Genomic DNA, 16,540 nt, shown 5'->3' on the forward strand with positions numbered 1-16,540 from the left:
GAAATCTGTCGGCAATATGCGGCTCGTACGGTCCCCGGCATGAGCTACACGTCCACCCTCGGCGGCGAACGCCACCGCTTCGACTCCCTCGCCCGCCTCCTCGCCGCCGCGAGCCCGGAGCGCTCCGGCGACCATCTCGCCGGGCTCGCGGCGACGAGCGCACGGCAACGGGTCGCGGCACGCTGGGCGTTGGCCGAGGTGCCGCTCGCGACGTTCCTGACCGAGCCGCTGATCCCGTACGAGAGCGACGACGTGACCCGGCTGATCCTGGACACGCACGACGCGGCGGCCTTCGCGCCGGTGGCCGGGCTGACGGTGGGCGAGTGCAGGGAGTGGCTGCTGACGGCCGACGGTGACGCGCTCACGGCCGTGGCCCCCGGGCTCACGCCCGAGATGGTGGCGGCCGTCTCCAAGCTCATGGGGAACGCCGATCTGGTGGCGGTGGCACGGAAGGTGCGGGTCGTGACGGGGTTCCGGTCCACGATCGGGCTGCCCGGGCGGCTCGCGACCCGTCTCCAGCCCAACCACCCGACCGACGACCCGGCGGGCGTGGCGGCGGCCCTGCTGGACGGGCTGCTGCTGGGATCGGGCGACGCCGTCATCGGCATCAACCCGGCGACGGACAGCCCGAAGGCGGTACGGGACCTGTTGGAGCTGCTGGACGGAGTGATCCGGCGGTACGCGATCCCGACCCAGTCCTGCGTGCTGTGCCACGTCACCACGAGCGTGGACCTGATGGAGCGCGGCGCCCCGGTGGACCTGGTCTTCCAGTCGATCGCGGGAACGCAGGCGGCGAACGCGTCCTTCGGCGTGACCCTGGGCCTGCTCGACGAGGCGTACGAGGCCGCGCTGAAGCTGGAGCGCGGCACGGTCGGCCGGAACGTCATGTACTTCGAGACCGGCCAGGGCGCCGCGCTCTCCGCCGACGCGCACCACGGGGTGGACCAGCAGACGGTGGAGGCGAGGGCGTACGCGGTGGCCCGGCGCTATGACCCGTTGCTGGTCAACACGGTCGTCGGCTTCATCGGCCCGGAGTACCTGTACGACGGCCGCCAGATCCTCCGCGCCGCCCTGGAGGACCACTTCTGCGGCAAACTGCTCGGCCTGCCCATGGGGTTGGACATCTGCTACACCAACCACGCGGACGCCGATGACGACGACGTGGCGACCATGCTGACCATGCTCGGTGTCGCCGGTGCCTCCTTCGTGATCTGCACGCCGGGCGGCGACGACATCATGCTCAACTACCAATCGGCCTCCTACCACGACGCGTTGTACCTGCGGGAGGTGCTGGGGCTGCGCCCGGCGCCGGAGTTCGAGGCGTGGCTGGAGTCGATGGGGCTGCTGGACGAACGCGGCGGCATCCGCGAGGTCGGCACCCACGCGCTGACGGCCATCGGAAGGGAGCTCGCGGCATGAGTGAACTGGCCCTGGACAACGACGAGTTGTGGATCTCCCTGCGCCGCCACACCCAGGCCCGCATCGGCCTGGGCCGCTCCGGCTCCGCGCTGCCGACCCGGCACCGCCTGGAGCTCCAGACCGCGCACGCGGCGGCCCGGGACGCGGTGCACTCGCCGTTCGAGCCGGACACGGTCGCGGCGGGGCTGCCGGGGATGCCGACGGTACGGGTCCGCAGTGCGGCCGGTGACCGGCTGACGTATCTCCAGCGACCCGATCTGGGCCGGCGCCTCGATCCCACCGACCGGGCGCATCTGCCGGCGGGCGAGTGGGACGTGGCGTTCGTCGTCGCGGACGGGCTGTCCAGCCGGGCGGTGCACGAGCACGCGGCGGCGGTGGTGCGGGGGACGGTGGCGCGGCTGGCCGGGTGGCGGATCGCCCCTGTCGTGCTGGCCGAGCAGGCCCGGGTCGCGCTGGGGGACGACGTCGGGGCGGCGATGGGTGCGGAGGTGGTGGTCGTGCTGGTGGGGGAGCGGCCCGGGATGTCGGCGGCGGACTCGCTGGGGGCGTATCTGACGTACCGGCCGGTGCCGGGGACGACCACGGATGCCGACCGGAACTGTCTGTCCAACATCAGGCCGCCGCTGGGGCTGACGTACGAGACGGCGGCGGGGAAGCTGGCCGCGCTGATGGGGCGGGCGCGGGAGTCGGGGGCGACGGGGGTGGGGCTGAAGGACGAGTCGGACGCGCTGCCGGTCTAGACGGGCATACGGCGCTGGAGGAGGCCGGCCCGTTCACGCAGCCCGGTGGCCCTGTCCTGTGCGTCGGGCAGCGGCACCTGGATGTCCGACAGCCCCTCGAGTCCCGAGCCGAGGGCGGGGCGCCGCACCTCGATGCGGGCCCGCCCCGCGAGCACCAGCACGGTCGCGACGAAGCCCTCGGAGAGCGCGTCGACGACGGCGTGCCGGGTGCGGTCGTGCCGCTCCAGCAGGGCGTCCACGAACGCCCCGAAGACCGCCGGGTCGATCTCGCACTCGTCGTTCTCCATGGGCCCGAACCCCGAGGACACCCCCAGCTCCTCCTCGTACAGCCGCACATGGCGCAGGAACAGCCGGGCCGCCCCGTCGGAGGGGTTCCACAGGGTCTCGTCACCGACGTCGAAGTACTGGCTCATGGCTGCCCCTCCCGGCCGTGATCACGGACGGGCACGGTAGCCGGGCCGGACGAAGCACCGCATCCGCGTTTCGCTCCGCCCCGCCACGCCCCCTCTCGCCTACAAAACCCCCATGTGCCACTACTGCGGTTGCCGCGACATCCCGCTCATCAAGGAGTTCATCGCCGAGCACGAGCGCGTCACCGACGCCGCCGGGGACGCCCTGCGGGCGCTGGAGCGCGGGGAGCCCGGGCGGGCCCGCGAGCTGGTCGGGGTCATGGCGCGGGAGCTGGAGAGCCACTGGCGGGGTGAGGAGGACGGGCTGTTCGCGGTGATGCGGGCCGATCCGGAGTACGCCGACTACATCGAAGCCCTCGTCACCGAGCACCGCGAGCTCGCCGCACTGCTGCCCTCGCTGGACCTCGCCGACGCGGCCGACGTCCGGACGCTGACCGAGGCGGTCCAGGAACTCCACCACCACATCGCCAAGGAGGAGGACGGCCTGTTCCCTGCCTCGCTGACGGCGCTGTCGGGGGAGGAGTGGAACAGGGCGATGGCCGCGTGGAGAGACGCCCACTCGTGATTCACCCCTGACCCAGCCCGGGCCCCAGCCCCGATCAGTCCCCGATCAGTCCCCGATCAGTCCCCGATCAGTCCCCGATCAGTCCCCGGGAAGGGTGAGCCCCAGCGCCCCCTCCCACACCGTCCACGTCCGCCTCCGTACCGGCCCCCACACACCCGAGTCCGCCCGGTACCGGAAGTCCGCCCCCGACACCGTCACCCGCCGCCCACGGGCCAGCAGGGGCGACGCCTCCGCGCCCACCGACACCGGCCGCACCTCCACCGCCGCCGCCCCGGAACCCCCCGGGGTCACGGACACCGCCTCCACGGGCTGGTCCAGGTCGACGAGGATCTTCCCGTCCACCTCGACCCGCAGCCGGGAGGGGCCGGCCACGGGGGACGGCTGGGCGGGCCGGAGCGGACGGGTGGGCACCAGGGTCCGGACCAGGGACTGACAGGTCCGCAGCCAGGGCCGGCCGACGTCCTCCGGCTCCTCCCGCGGAGCGAGCGGCGGGATCCGCAGCGCGCCCAGAACCACACCGTCGCTGTCGTCGACCAGCAGATCGAGCCGTCGTTCCGCCCCGTCCAGGACCGCCCGCGCCGCCGCCACCGCGCCCATGGGCACGCCCAGGGACCGTGCGACGGTGAGCACACCGCCCACCGGCACGACCGACAGCACGCATCCGGCCAGCTCCCGCTGCCGGTGCAACAGGGACACCGCCCGCAGCAGCGCCCGGTCGTCGCCGACGACCACCGGCCGCCGTGAGCCGCGCCGGGCCAGCACGCGGGCGAACTCCTCCGGGTCCGCCGGCAGACACACCTTCGTCCCCGCCGCACCCGCGCTGAGCACGTCTTTTGCGATACGGACGGACTCCCCGTCCATCCTGCGGGCAACCGGATCGATGACCACCAGCAGCTGATCGGAAGTCGCTGAAGTCGCCACCTCGGTCATGCCTCGCTTCCTCGGGTAGCATCTTTGTGCAAGAGCCCCTTGCGCTATTGCGCCAGGGGCTTCGTCTATTCCGGGGCATCCGGGTCCGACGGGTTCACGGCCGACCACGGCCGTCGGTGGCCGAAGCAGGTCGCCAGGGTACGAGGCACAAGGCCGTGTCGCGTACGCCCCTGACCTTGGACATGCCCCGCCCGGAAGGGGTGTACGCGCGTGCCCGCACTTGTGCTGCTCGGTGCTCAGTGGGGTGACGAAGGCAAGGGAAAGGCGACGGACCTGCTCGGCGGATCCGTTGACTATGTGGTGCGCTACCAGGGCGGCAACAACGCCGGCCATACGGTAGTCGTGGGCGATCAGAAGTACGCCCTTCACCTGCTCCCTTCCGGAATCCTCACCCCGGAGTGCACTCCGGTCATCGGCAACGGTGTCGTCATCGACCCGTCGGTCCTGTTCTCCGAGCTGAACGGGCTGAACGAGCGCGGCGTCGACACGTCCAAGCTCCTGATCAGCGGTAACGCTCACGTCATCACGCCTTACAACGTGACCGTGGACAAGGTGACGGAACGCTTCCTCGGGAAGCGGAAGATCGGCACCACCGGACGAGGCATCGGGCCCACCTACGCGGACAAGATCAACCGCGTGGGCATCCGGATCCAGGACCTGTACGACGAGTCGATCCTGACCCAGAAGGTGGAGGCGGCCCTCGACGGCAAGAACCAGCTCCTCACCAAGGTCTTCAACCGCCGCGCCATCGAGGTCGGCCAGGTCGTCGAGGAGCTGCTGTCCTACGCGGACCGGCTGAAGCCGTACGTCGCCGACACGGTCCTGATCCTCAACCAGGCACTGGAGGACGACAAGGTCGTGCTCTTCGAGGGCGGCCAGGGCACCCTCCTGGACATCGACCACGGCACGTACCCCTTCGTGACGTCGTCGAACCCGACCGCGGGCGGTGCCTGCACCGGCGCCGGTGTCGGCCCGACGAAGATCAGCCGGGTCATCGGCATCCTGAAGGCGTACACGACCCGTGTCGGCTCGGGCCCGTTCCCGACGGAGCTCTTCGACGAGGACGGCGAGGCGCTGCGCCGCATCGGCGGCGAGCGGGGCGTGACGACCGGCCGTGACCGTCGCTGCGGCTGGTTCGACGCGGTCATCGCCCGCTACGCGACCCGCGTGAACGGCCTGACCGACTTCTTCCTCACCAAGCTCGACGTCCTCACCGGCTGGGAGCAGATCCCGGTCTGCGTGGCCTACGAGATCGACGGCAAGCGCGTCGAGGAGCTCCCGTACTCCCAGACCGACTTCCACCACGCGAAGCCGATCTACGAGACCCTCCCCGGCTGGTCCGAGGACATCACCAAGGCGAAGTCCTTCTCCGACCTCCCCGAGAACGCCCAGAACTACGTCAAGGCGCTCGAGGAGATGTCGGGCGCCCCGATCTCCGCGATCGGCGTGGGCCCGGGCCGTGACGAGACGATCGAGATCAACTCGTTCATCTAGGACGCGGTACACATGGGCCGGTCAAGGATTTCCTTGACCGGCCCATGGCCTTTTCCTGGTTCCGCCTGGAAGCGGGGGAACGCAACTATCTACGCGGGTAGTTGTACCCCTCCTCCCTCTCCAGTCCCAGGAGCCCCGTATGCCCGTCAGTCCCATGAACCGTCGCGAGTTCGTGCAGAAGTCGGCCGTCACCGGTGCGGCCGTGGCCGTCGCGGGAGCGGTCGCGGCGCCTGCCGCGCAGGCCGCCGAGCACAAGCCCGCTGCCAGGGCGCCGAAGACCTGGTCGTTCTCCGTCCTCGGCACCACCGACCTGCACAGCCATGTCTTCGACTGGGACTACTACAAGGACGCGGCCTACAGCGACACCAAGGGCAACTCCGTCGGGGTCGCACGCGTCGCCACGCTCATCAAGCAGCAGCGCGAGGCCAAGGGCGAGCAGCGCGTCCTGCTCGTCGACGCCGGCGACATCATCCAGGGCACCTCGCTCGCGTACTACTTCGCGCGCGTGCAGCCCATCACCGGCAAGGGCGTCAAGCACCCGATGGCCGTCGCCATGAACCACATGCGCTACGACGCCGCCGCCCTCGGCAACCACGAGTTCAACTACGGCATCGAGACCCTGCGCAGGTTCGAGAGCCAGTGTCACTTCCCGCTGCTCGGCGCCAACGCACTGGACGCCAAGACCCTGAAGCCCGCGTTCGCGCCGTACACCGTGAAGCGGATCTGTGTGCCCGGTGCCCCCGACATCAAGGTCGGCATTCTCGGCCTCACCAACCCGGGCATCGCGCTGTGGGACAAGGACAACGTCAGCGGGAAGATGGTCTTCCCGGGGCTGGTGGAGCAGGCGAAGAAGTATGTGCCGCGGCTGCGGGCGCTCGGCTGCGACGTGGTCTTCCTGACCGACCACTCGGGTCTCGACGGATCGACGTCCTACGGCGACGCGCTCCCGTACGTCGAGAACGCCTCCAACCTCGTCGCCGAGCAGGTCCCGGGCATCGACGCGATCCTGGTCGGCCACACCCACGTCGAGGTGCCCTCGTACACCGTGAAGAACGCGGAGACCGGCGACGAGGTGCTGCTGTCGGAGCCGTACTGCTGGGGCTACCGGCTGAGCGTCTTCGACTTCGAGGTCGAGCTGGAGCACGGCCGCTGGAAGGTCACCAAGAAGACCGCGCAGACCCTCGACCCCAAGTCCGTGGACGAGGACCCGGAGATCAAGAAGCTCCTGGAGGCCGACCACGAGCTGGTGGTGAAGTACGTCAACACCGCCGTGGGCACCTGCACCGAGGACCTCTCGGCCGCCGAGTCCTGCTGGAAGGACGTCCCCATCATGGACTTCATCCACCAGGTCCAGATGGACACGGTGAAGGCCGGCCTGTCGACGTCCGACGCGGCCCTCCCGCTGATCTCGGTCGCCGCGCCCTTCTCCCGCACCGCCGACATCCCCGCGGGCAGCGTGACCATCAAGGACATCGCCGGGCTCTACATCTACGACAACACCCTGTACGGCAAGAAGCTCACGGGCGCGCAGCTCAAGGACTACCTGGAGTTCGCGGCGAAGTACTACCACCAGGTGGCCGCCGGCACGGAGGTCGACACCGCGACCCTCACCAACGCCAACAGCTTCTGGGACTACATGTACGACACGGCGGCCGGAGTCTCGTACGACATCGACATCGCGGCCGCCGAGGGTTCGCGGATCAAGAACCTGACCTACGGCGGCACGGCCGTGGCCGACGACCAGGTCTTCGTCGTCGCCGTCAACAACTACCGGGCCAACGGCGGTTCGGGGTACCCGCACATCGCGGACGCGGACATCGCGTACAGCTCGACGAACGAGATCCGGCAGCTGATGATCGACTACGTGACGGCGAAGGGGGCCCTGGACCCGGCCGACTTCGCGGTCACCAACTGGAAGCTGACGCAGGGCGGGACGGCCGTGTTCTAGGGTCCCCGGTGGTCGAGGTGGGGATGCCGGGGCGAGCGGCGGACAAGGAGGCACCCGCCGTACTCCCCGGAGGAGTACGGCGGGTGCCTTTCGAAGCCCTGAGGTCAGCTCACGCTCACCGAGTACGAGCTCGTGCTCAGCTTGCCCCGGCCGGTGAAGACCTCGGTGCCCGCTTCGACGCTCGTCAGATACGAGGTGTTCGACAGGAGCCGCTTCTGCACCAGCGTGTTGGCGAGGCCCGTCAGGTCGGTCGTCGCGCTGTTGGTGTTGGCGGTGCGGACGAACGAATAGACGTTCCAGCTGCTGACGACCTTGCCGCTGCTGTCCTTGTTGATGATCTTGCCGACGTAGAGGTCCCACGTCGTGCCGCCGACGTTCACCGTCTCGCGCTTGGTGCCGAGGGGGCCCGCGCCGTTCTGGCGGTTGAGCCAGACCATCATTTCGTCGTGCGGCTGGTCCTGCCAGTCCGGGTTGGACTTCTGGTGGAACCAGACGTCGTAGGCGACGTTCATCACCGTCGGGGTGTTCTGGGTGATGTTGAAGGTCCACGAACCGGTCACCTTGCGGCCCTTGTTGAGCTGGACCGGCAGCTTGGTGTTCTGCTCCTTCCAGCCCCAGTGCCAGCCCAGCACGACGCTCCCGTAGGCCTTCACACTGGTCTTGTCGCCGGTCCAGTCGAAGGACGTCTCCCAGTTGGCCTTGCCGTTCCGGTAGGAGTTGAGCCAGGTGCACTGCTTGCCGGAGGCGTTCTTGGCGCCCCATACGTTGTTGTTGAGGTAGTACGGCGGAATGCTGACCGTGTTGAATGCGGTGCAGCTGTCGGCAGCCCGGGCCGGGGCCGCGGCTGCGGTCGCGGGCTGCGGGGCGAGCAGCAGAGGGGCCGCCAGGGCCGCGGTGACCGCCACAGCCGCCAGGGCCGGCAGCCGGGTCCGGCGTCGGTGCGCGAGGGTGCTCACGGTGTCTCTCCCTTACCTGTAACTGATGTCCGACGACCGGTAGATGCAGTTCCTGCCGTCCGGGCCGGAGCCGGTCTTCGTCGGCTCTCCGGACGTCGTCCCGCGGAACTTCTGGCAGACCACGATCTTTCGGCTCGAGTCGCCGACGACGGTGATCCGCGTGAGTCGCGCGGTGTCCCCGTACGGCGTGGCGTTGATGCCGACGACGTCCTTGCCGGGAGCCGTCACGGTGACGTTGTCCAGCACCACATGGCGCTGGTACTGCGTCTTGCAGACACCGCAGGAGCGGTAGAGCTTGCCGAAGTCCGACACCTCGAAGTTGCGGATGACGAACGTGCCGGGCCCGTTGTGCTGGAACACCTTGTCCGCGGCCTTGGTCGCGCCGCCGCCGTCGATCGTCATCGTCTGGCTGCCGCGGGTGCCCTTGAAGGTGGCCGCGTCCTCGCCGACGTCCCACCAGTAGACGTTCTTGAGTGTGCAGGTGCCTCGGCAGTGGATGCCGTCGGCGGCCGGGGTGTCGATGATGACGTTCGAGACGGTGGCGCCGTCGGCGAGCTCCACGAGCGGGTCCTGGCCCTCGGTCTGGTCGCCCCCGCCGAGGGCGCCGGTGCCGACGAGCCGGGTGAAGTCGAAGTTCCTGCTGCCGCTGACCGGGATGGTTCTGCCGACCTTCTCGGTGCGCTTGGCGGCGGGCCAGTTCGCCGCGGGGCGAACCTGTGCCGCGGGGCGCACCTGTGCGGTGTCGCTCGCGGCTTCGCTCGCGGTCAGGGCTGTGGTGCTGAGTACGGCGGCCAGGGCGAGGCCCGCGCCGAGGAGGGAACGGAGCCGGATCATCCCGCCGTCACCGCCTCCGGACGAACCCGGTGGTGTCCGGACTCGGGCGAGGAGTTCGCGGGCACGCAGCCCAGTCCGATGAGAGCCCACCGGCCGGCCTCCGCGTCGGCCACGCACTCCAGGGGAGTGTCCTGACACTCCTCGGTGTGCTGTTCCGGGGTGAAGTTGTGCGGGTGGCAGCCGATACCGACGGCGACATCGGCCGGGACGGTGAGCCTGGCGTGGTCGAGTACGACCGCGACGTGGGAGTCGCCCGCCAGGGCGAGGTCCTGGCAGCAGTAGCCGGCCGGGAGCCGGACCGTGGCGCCGGGGGCTGCCTGGGTCTGTGCCTGTGCCTGTGCCGTGGCCGGCAGCAGGGGCACCAGTGCCGTGGCCACGAGGGCGGTCAGCGGCACGAGTGTGCGTGTGCGGATGTTCATGAGTGCATCGTTGGGGCCTTTACATAATTTACGCATTTCGTACAGGCCGAACGTGTACCCACCAACGGGATGTATCGGGCATAGGCTGACCATGGAAGAAGGTGACTGCCATGCGCGTGTTGCTCAAGGTGTCCATGGACACGGAGAAGGCGAACGAGGCCATCGGCAACGGCACCCTGCCGAAGCTGATCGAGAGCTCGCTGGAGCAGATCAAGCCCGAGGCGGCCTATTTCACCGCCGAGAACGGTCAGCGCACCGCCTACCTGGTCTTCGACATGCAGGACAGCTCCCAGATGCCGGTGATCAGCGAGCCGTTCTTCATGAACCTGGGTGCGAAGATCAGCTATACCCCGGTGATGAACTACGAGGACGTGCAGAAGGGCCTCTCCCAGCTGGGGCGCTGACCCTCAGCTGAAGATGATCATCGACCCCTGTGCCAGGCTCCGGGTCGCCGCCGCGTGCAGGCCCAGCCACACATGCCGCTCACGGGCGAAGGGGCTCGGGTCGTACGGCGCGGGGACGGCCGGCTCCTCCAGTTCCGTGGGGCCCAGCGGCGGTTGGGGGGCCGCCGGAGGGTTGGCCGGGTCGATGCCGATCGACGGGGCCACCAGCTCCAGCTCCCGCAGCAGCGTCTGGGAGGAACCCAAGGGGCCGCCACCGGCCAGCAGTTCGTCGTTGGCCAACGGGTGCGGGAAGTCCACCGGGACATAGGCGCCGGCGTGGTCGTAGTGCCAGACCAGATGGGACTGCTGGGCCGTCGTCTCGAACATCTCCAGCAACTGCTCGTAGTCCCCGCCCAGTTCGTCCACCGGCGTCACCGGCAGACCGCACATCTGGAGGAGGTACGCGCGGCGCAGGAAGTGCAGCGCGTCGTAGTCGAAGCCGGCCACCGGGGCGACCTCACCGGACAGGCCCGGCATGTACTGGTACACCGGCACCGGCGGCAGCCCGGCCTCGGCGAGCACCTTGTTGTATTGCGCGAGTTCTTCGGCGAACGGGTTGTCGGGCGTGTGGCACAACACGTCGACGAGCGGTACCAGCCACAGGTCACAGGCCAAAGAAGGCTCCTCGCATAGCACGGTGTAGCGAAGTGGTCAGGGAAGAGTAATCGGTCCGGCGTGCCGTGGCTTCCCCCTGGGCGGGTTCAGCCGCTCTGCTTGCAGGTCCCATACCCACACCCGCGGCCGGCTCACGTCCGGTGGCTCATCCGCCGGCCAGCCGCTCGACCACAGCGAGCGCGTGCGCGTTGTACGCGGCGACGATCTCGCGCGCCGCCGTGGTGTCCCGGTGGACGAGCGCGTCGACCAGTTCGGTGTGTTCGGCCCACAGCTGTCCGCGCAGCTCCGTGAGGCGGCGCAGGTGCTGGACCGCGCACACCCAGGACTGGACGCGCAGCCGGTGCAGGAAGTCGGCGAGGTAGGGGTTGCCGAACACGGCGCTCAACTCGCGCCAGAACCGCAGGTCGTAGCCGATCAGAACGGTGAGGTCCCCGGCGAGGGCGGCCCGTTGCGCCTCCTCGCCACGCCGTCGCACCCCGGCGAGGGCGGCGAGGACACGGGAGTTGTCGGGGTCGTGGACGAACCCCTGGTGGCCGCCGTCCAGTGCGTGGAACATGCCGTCGATGACGAGGCTGCGGGCCTCGATGATGCCCCGGTAGTCGGCCAAGGAGTACTCGTGCACGCGGAAACCGCGATGCTGGTCCGCCTCCAGGAGACCTTGAGCGGACAGGTCGACGAGCGCCTCGCGGACCGGGGTCGCGGAGACCCCGTACTGCTCGGCGATCTCCTTGACCGTGAACTCCTGACCCGGCTGGAGACGCCCCGCGAGCACCTCGTCGCGAAGCGCGTCGGCGATCTGCTGCCGCAGGGTGCTGCGGGTCACGGCGCCGTTGCCGCTGCTGCCGGGCATGGTCGGCCTCTCCCTGATGGCGGTCGGGTGGGCGTGCTCGTACACGTATGTCTACGAGCACGCCACCTTACGCGTTCGGGTTTTCGGCGTTTACCCGCGTAGCGTGCGTCACAGGGTCCGCGGCTACCGCGTGTGCTCGTCCGCCACGGAGAGCGCCGCGTCCAGCGCCGAGAGGCCCTCCTTCAGCTCGGCCTCGGTGATGTTGCACGGCGGCACGACATGGGTGCGGTTCATGTTGATGAACGGCCAGATGCCGTGCTTCTTGGCGGCGGCGCCGAACGCGAGCATCGGGGCGTTGGCCTCACCGGCCGCGTTGTACGGCACCAGCGGCTCGCGGGTCTCCTTGTTCCTGACCAGGTCGAGCGCCCAGAACATGCCGACACCGCGGACCTCGCCCACGGAGGGGTGGCGCTCCGCGATGTCCCGCAGTGCGGGCTCCAGGACCTCGGAGCCGAGCCGGGCGGCGTTCTCGACGACACCCTCCTGCGCCATCACGTTGATCGTGGCGACGGCGGCGGCACAGGCCAGCGGGTGCCCGGAGTACGTCAGACCACCGGGGTACGGCCGCTTGCCGAAGGTCTCCGCGATCTCGCCGGAGATGGCGACACCGCCGAGCGGCACGTATCCGCTGTTCACGCCCTTGGCGAAGGTCATCAGGTCGGGCGTGACATCGAACAGGTCGGCCGCGAACCACTCACCGGTGCGCCCGAACCCGGCCATGACCTCGTCCAGGATGAAGACGATCCCGTACTTGTCGCAGATCTCGCGGACACCGGCGAGGTAGCCGGGCGGCGGGACCATGATCCCGGCGGTGCCGGGGATCGTCTCGAGGATGATCGCGGCGACCGTGGCCGGCCCCTCGAAGGCGATCGTCGTCTCCAGGTGCTCCAGCGCCCGCGCGCACTCCTGCTCCTCCGTCTCCGCGTAGAAGCGGGAGCGGTACAGGTAAGGCGCCCAGAAGTGGACGACGCCCGCGGAGGCGCTGTCGGAGGCCCAGCGGCGCGGGTCGCCGGTGAGGTTGATCGCCTGCTGGGTGCCGCCGTGGTACGAGCGGTAGGCGGCGAGCACCTTGGACCGGCCGGTGTGCAGCCGGGCCATGCGCACGGCGTGCTCCACCGCGTCGGCGCCGGCGTTGGTGAAGAAGATCTTGTCCAGGTCGCCGGGCGTCCGCTCGGCGATCAGCCGGGCCGCCTCGGAGCGGGCCTCGACGGCGAAGGCGGGCGCGAACGTGGACAGGGTTGCGGCCTGTTCCTGGATCGCGGCGACGACCTTCGGGTGCTGGTAGCCGATGTTGGTGTAGACGAGCCCGCTGGTGAAGTCGAGGTACCTGTTGCCGTCGTAGTCCCAGAAGTACGACCCCTCGGCGCCGGCGACGGCGAGCGGGTCGATGAGCTCCTGCGCGGACCAGGAGTGGAACACATGAGCGCGGTCCGCGGCCTTGACGGCGGCGCCGACCTCGGGGTTTGGCTGAGGGGTCATGCGGGTGAGCGTAAATGTCCGCGATACGGAAGCGGTATCGGCGTCCTGTCTGTGGACGCGGGCTTTCCACGACAGGTTGTCCAGAGGCGCCCGGGGGAGTGTGTTGACAGCATCCTGTCGAAGTGACAGCATATTGTCATCGAAAGGTTGAGGACGACCGAGGAGGCAGCCATGAGCCGCAAGCCCGTGCATCTCGCCGTGTACGACACCTACGCCGACTGGGAGACCGGCCACGCGACGGCGTATCTCGCCCGCGCCGGATACGAGATCCGTACGGTCGGCCCGAGCCGTGAGCCGGTGACCTCCGTCGGAGGGCTGCGGGTCCAGCCCGCGGACGCCCTGGACGACGTACGACCCGACGACAGCTCCCTGCTGATCCTCCCGGGCGCCGATCTCTGGGACACGAGCGATCAGTTGGCGCCCTTCGCCCGCAAGGCGCGGGAGTTCCTGGCCGCCGGCGTGCCCGTCGCCGCGATCTGCGGGGCGACCGCGGGGCTCGCGCGGGAGGGGCTGCTCGACGACCGGGAGCACACCAGCGCGGTCTCCTTCTATCTGGCGGCCACGGAGTACAAGGGCGGTTCCCGATACGTGGACGCCGACGCCGTCACCGACCGCGGACTGATCACCGCCGGGCCCACCGAGCCCGTCGCCTTCGCGCGGGAGATCTTCGGGCTTCTCGGGGTGTACGAGGGTGAGGTGCTGGACGCCTGGTACCGGCTCTTCCACGACTCCGACGTGACGGCGTACGCCGTGCTGGAGGGGGCTCGATGAGCGGCGAGCGGCAGGAGCTGCTCAGTCGTGGCGCGCTCGGGGTCTTCCGGCTCAACGGGCAGTTCCTGGGCGTCGCCGAGGAGCTGGCGAAGCCCGCCGGGCTCACCGCCGCCTGGTGGCAGGTGCTGGGGGCGGTGCTCGGGGAGCCGTTGCCGGTGTCCGGGATCGCCCGGGCGATGGGGATCACCCGGCAGAGTGTGCAGCGCATCGCCGATCTGCTGGTCGAGCGCGGTCTCGCCGAGTACCGCGACAACCCCGCCCACCGCCGAGCCAAGCTCCTCGCGGCCACCGAGGAGGGGCTCGCGGCGGTCCGGCGGATCGACCCCGGGCACGCGGCCTACGCCGACCGGCTCGCCGATGCTTTCGGGGAGGACGAACTGGCGGACGCCGTACGGCTCATGGAACGGCTGTCGAAGGTACTGGAGCGGCTCGGCCCGCCGGTGACGCAAGCGGATCGGTCCGTTACGGAACCGTAGAACGCGCGTCGCTGACCTCCTCGTATGCCCGCACTATCGTGGTGCTTCGCACGGGGGCACGCACGGGGGAGTTCGGGGGAGGGGCTGCGATGGAGAGCCTGGGGGCGGGGGATCCGCAGAGGATCGGGGCGTACCGGCTGCTGGCGCGGCTCGGGGCCGGCGGGATGGGGCAGGTGTATCTCGCCAGGTCGGACCGGGGGCGCACCGTCGCCGTCAAGCTGGTGCGCGAGGAGCTGGCCGCACAGGAGGAGTTCCGGGCGCGGTTCCGGCAGGAGGTGCAGGCCGCCCGGCAGGTCGGCGGGTACTGGACCGCGCCCGTCCTCGACGCCGACACCGAGGCGGACGTGCCCTGGGTCGCCACCGGGTATGTCGCCGGGCCCAGCCTCCAGCAGGTCGTCGGGCACGACCACGGGGCGCTGCCCGAGCGGTCGGTGAAGATCCTCGCGGCCGGGCTCGCGCACGCGCTCAAGGACATCCACGCGGCCGGGATCGTGCACCGGGATCTCAAGCCGTCCAATGTGCTGGTGACGATCGACGGCCCCCGTGTCATCGACTTCGGCATTGCACGGGCCCTGGAGACGGTGACCGACGGGGGGCTGACACGGACCGGCGCGCTCGTCGGGTCGCCCGGGTTCATGGCGCCCGAGCAGGTGCGGGGCGACCGGATCACGCCGGCCTGCGATGTGTTCTGCCTCGGCTCGATCCTCGCGTACGCCGCCACCGGCAAGCTTCCCTTCGGGGCCGGGGGGAGTGGTGTGCACGCCCTGATGTTCCGGATCGCCCAGGAGGAACCCGACCTGGAGGGCGTGCCCGAGGGGATCGCCGAGCTCGTCCGCGACTGCCTGAAGAAGGACCCGGCGAAACGGCCGACGCTGGACCAGGTGCTGGAGCGGACCGGGGCCGAGGACACGGTGTCCGACGGACGGTCGCGGGACCCGTGGCTGCCGAGCGCGCTGGTGGCACAACTCGGCCGGCATGCGGTGCAGTTGCTGGACGCGGAGGATCCGGAGGGGCCGGGGGCGGGATCCGGTGCGGGTGCGGGTGCAGGCGTGGGCTCCGGCCCTGGTGCGGCCCCCGGCCCCGGCTCTGCCGAAGCCTCGCCCGAGCACGCCCCCGCACCCGCCGACGGCACCCCGCCTTCCCCGGGGCGGCCGGGTGAGGGCGCGCCGCTGAACCACCTGCCCACGGTCGTCGCGGGACAGGGCACCCAGACTCCCCCGCCGGCGCCGACGAGCGGGCCGGGCCGGCCACAGCCCCCGTACGCTCCCCCGCCCGCCCACCCCGGATACGGCGCCGACCCGCAGACACCCCCGCCGTACGGCCCCCCGCCCAGCCACCCCGCCTACGGCCACCCCCAGCAGCACCCGCAACACCCCCAGGCCCAGCCCTCGGCGTACGGATACCCCCAACAGCCGCAGGCCCCGGCGTACGGCCACCCGTCCCAGCCCGGCGCCCCTTCGCCGTACAACCCCTACGGCGGCCCCGGCCACACCCCGCCCTACGGCCCCGGTCCCGGCTTCACCCCGCCTCCCGAACCCCAGCGCCGCAACGGCCGTTCCACCGCCGCGCTGGTCGTCGTCGCCCTGGTCGTCGCGCTCGGCGCGGGCGGCTCGGTCTACGCGCTGATGAGCAGCGACGGCGGCGGCGACGACAAGGCCGGTCCCACTCCCACCCCCACCACGAGCGCCCCCACGACACCGGGCCCCACCACTCCGGAGCCCTCGCCGACGCCCACCACCTCGGCTCCGGCGGACGGCAGCATCCCGGCCGGCTACCTCGGCACCTGGACCAGCACCATCGACAACTCCGAGGGCTCGCACGCCCGTCAACTCACCATCCAGGAGGGCGAGGTGGGCGACACCGTCCTCTCGCTCGTCGCCGACGGCCCCGACTACCACTGTGTGTTCGAGGCGGACCTGACCGAAGCGCCCGCCGGCAACGGCCCGTTGCAGATCGGTCCGTCCACGGTGACGGTCGGCGAGCCCGCCTCCTCCTGCTCGCCGGGCGCGGCCAGCGAGGTCACCCTGCTGTCGAACGGCACCCTGGAGCGAGTGAACACGAGCAACGGGGAGAAGCTGACCTATACGAAGCAGTAACCCGAACTCCCTCTGCCGGTAGGTCTGTTGCACTCACGCCGTGGTCGGTGAGTGCGGCCGTCTTCCGTGCGCACGGCAAGAGGAGTTGGGTGGGG

The 16,540-nt window shown here is 70.3% G+C and carries 17 protein-coding genes; 9 read left to right on the forward strand and 8 right to left on the reverse strand.

All coding sequences use genetic code 11. The features are described 5' to 3' along the window. The first annotated feature begins 39 nt into the window (after positions 1-39). Positions 40-1,419, forward strand: coding sequence for an ethanolamine ammonia-lyase subunit EutB (locus tag ACWD3I_RS08655; protein ID WP_451084050.1), 1,380 nt, complete (start codon positions 40-42; stop codon positions 1,417-1,419). After that, the gene (eutC, locus tag ACWD3I_RS08660) at positions 1,416-2,159 is read left to right on the forward strand and encodes an ethanolamine ammonia-lyase subunit EutC (protein ID WP_365402402.1); all 744 of its coding nucleotides are present in this window, start codon (positions 1,416-1,418) and stop codon (positions 2,157-2,159) included. Before ACWD3I_RS08655 ends, eutC begins: the two co-directional genes overlap by 4 nt. Here the strand turns inward: eutC and ACWD3I_RS08665 are convergent. After that, positions 2,156-2,572 (reverse strand): DUF6086 family protein, encoded by a 417-nt coding sequence (locus ACWD3I_RS08665; RefSeq protein WP_365402405.1) that lies wholly within the window; start codon positions 2,570-2,572, stop codon positions 2,156-2,158. The genes eutC and ACWD3I_RS08665 overlap by 4 nt on opposite strands. Before the next feature lie 112 nt (positions 2,573-2,684). Here ACWD3I_RS08665 and ACWD3I_RS08670 point away from each other — a divergent pair, with 112 nt between their 5' ends. Continuing rightward, entirely contained in the window at positions 2,685-3,134 is a 450-nt protein-coding gene (locus ACWD3I_RS08670; protein WP_365402408.1) for a hemerythrin domain-containing protein, read from the forward strand. Between the two features lie 78 nt (positions 3,135-3,212). Here ACWD3I_RS08670 and ACWD3I_RS08675 read toward each other — a convergent pair whose 3' ends face one another. Continuing rightward, positions 3,213-4,064 (reverse strand): diacylglycerol kinase family protein, encoded by an 852-nt coding sequence (locus ACWD3I_RS08675; protein ID WP_365402411.1) that lies wholly within the window; start codon positions 4,062-4,064, stop codon positions 3,213-3,215. A gap of 210 nt (positions 4,065-4,274) precedes the next feature. On the opposite strand from ACWD3I_RS08675, the gene ACWD3I_RS08680 reads away from it, so the two are divergent. Both ACWD3I_RS08680 and ACWD3I_RS08685 read left to right on the forward strand, forming a co-directional pair. Continuing rightward, the gene (locus ACWD3I_RS08680; RefSeq protein ID WP_365402413.1) at positions 4,275-5,558 is read left to right on the forward strand and encodes an adenylosuccinate synthase; all 1,284 of its coding nucleotides are present in this window, start codon (positions 4,275-4,277) and stop codon (positions 5,556-5,558) included. Between the two features lie 139 nt (positions 5,559-5,697). After that, complete coding sequence (locus ACWD3I_RS08685; RefSeq protein WP_365402416.1) at positions 5,698-7,506, forward strand: bifunctional metallophosphatase/5'-nucleotidase; 1,809 nt, start codon at positions 5,698-5,700, stop codon at positions 7,504-7,506. Positions 7,507-7,610: 104 nt separating this feature from the next. Here ACWD3I_RS08685 and ACWD3I_RS08690 read toward each other — a convergent pair whose 3' ends face one another. Genes ACWD3I_RS08690 through ACWD3I_RS08700 form a run of 3 tightly spaced genes read right to left on the reverse strand, consistent with a single transcriptional unit; the run spans position 7,611 to position 9,715 of the window. Beyond that, positions 7,611-8,462, reverse strand: coding sequence for a GH12 family glycosyl hydrolase domain-containing protein (locus tag ACWD3I_RS08690; protein ID WP_365402418.1), 852 nt, complete (start codon positions 8,460-8,462; stop codon positions 7,611-7,613). A gap of 12 nt (positions 8,463-8,474) precedes the next feature. Further along, on the reverse strand, positions 8,475-9,296 hold the full coding sequence (locus tag ACWD3I_RS08695; RefSeq protein WP_365402421.1) for a pectate lyase: 822 nt from the start codon (positions 9,294-9,296) through the stop codon (positions 8,475-8,477). Then, the gene (locus tag ACWD3I_RS08700; protein WP_365402424.1) at positions 9,293-9,715 is read right to left on the reverse strand and encodes a hypothetical protein; all 423 of its coding nucleotides are present in this window, start codon (positions 9,713-9,715) and stop codon (positions 9,293-9,295) included. The genes ACWD3I_RS08695 and ACWD3I_RS08700 overlap by 4 nt, the downstream gene beginning before the upstream one ends. Positions 9,716-9,825: 110 nt before the next feature. Here ACWD3I_RS08700 and ACWD3I_RS08705 point away from each other — a divergent pair, with 110 nt between their 5' ends. Continuing rightward, on the forward strand, positions 9,826-10,119 hold the full coding sequence (locus ACWD3I_RS08705) for a hypothetical protein (protein ID WP_365402427.1): 294 nt from the start codon (positions 9,826-9,828) through the stop codon (positions 10,117-10,119). Between the two features lie 3 nt (positions 10,120-10,122). On the opposite strand, the gene ACWD3I_RS08710 is transcribed toward ACWD3I_RS08705, so the two are convergent. The 3 genes from ACWD3I_RS08710 to ACWD3I_RS08720 form a co-directional block, all read right to left on the reverse strand. Then, the gene (locus tag ACWD3I_RS08710) at positions 10,123-10,773 is read right to left on the reverse strand and encodes a hypothetical protein (RefSeq protein ID WP_046262278.1); all 651 of its coding nucleotides are present in this window, start codon (positions 10,771-10,773) and stop codon (positions 10,123-10,125) included. Between the two features lie 145 nt (positions 10,774-10,918). Beyond that, on the reverse strand, positions 10,919-11,623 hold the full coding sequence (locus ACWD3I_RS08715; RefSeq protein ID WP_365402430.1) for a GntR family transcriptional regulator: 705 nt from the start codon (positions 11,621-11,623) through the stop codon (positions 10,919-10,921). Positions 11,624-11,746: 123 nt separating this feature from the next. Beyond that, complete coding sequence (locus ACWD3I_RS08720) at positions 11,747-13,102, reverse strand: aspartate aminotransferase family protein (RefSeq protein WP_365402433.1); 1,356 nt, start codon at positions 13,100-13,102, stop codon at positions 11,747-11,749. 171 nt (positions 13,103-13,273) lie between these two features. On the opposite strand from ACWD3I_RS08720, the gene ACWD3I_RS08725 reads away from it, so the two are divergent. From ACWD3I_RS08725 to ACWD3I_RS08735, 3 genes are all read left to right on the forward strand, one after another. Next, positions 13,274-13,873, forward strand: a complete 600-nt coding sequence (locus ACWD3I_RS08725) for a type 1 glutamine amidotransferase family protein (protein WP_365402436.1) — start codon at positions 13,274-13,276, stop codon at positions 13,871-13,873. Further along, entirely contained in the window at positions 13,870-14,349 is a 480-nt protein-coding gene (locus ACWD3I_RS08730; protein ID WP_365402439.1) for a MarR family winged helix-turn-helix transcriptional regulator, read from the forward strand. The genes ACWD3I_RS08725 and ACWD3I_RS08730 overlap by 4 nt, the downstream gene beginning before the upstream one ends. Positions 14,350-14,438: 89 nt before the next feature. Then, complete coding sequence (locus ACWD3I_RS08735; protein WP_365402442.1) at positions 14,439-16,445, forward strand: serine/threonine-protein kinase; 2,007 nt, start codon at positions 14,439-14,441, stop codon at positions 16,443-16,445. The last annotated feature ends 95 nt before the right edge of the window (positions 16,446-16,540 follow it).

Source organism: Streptomyces sp. NPDC002817, assembly GCF_053592055.1.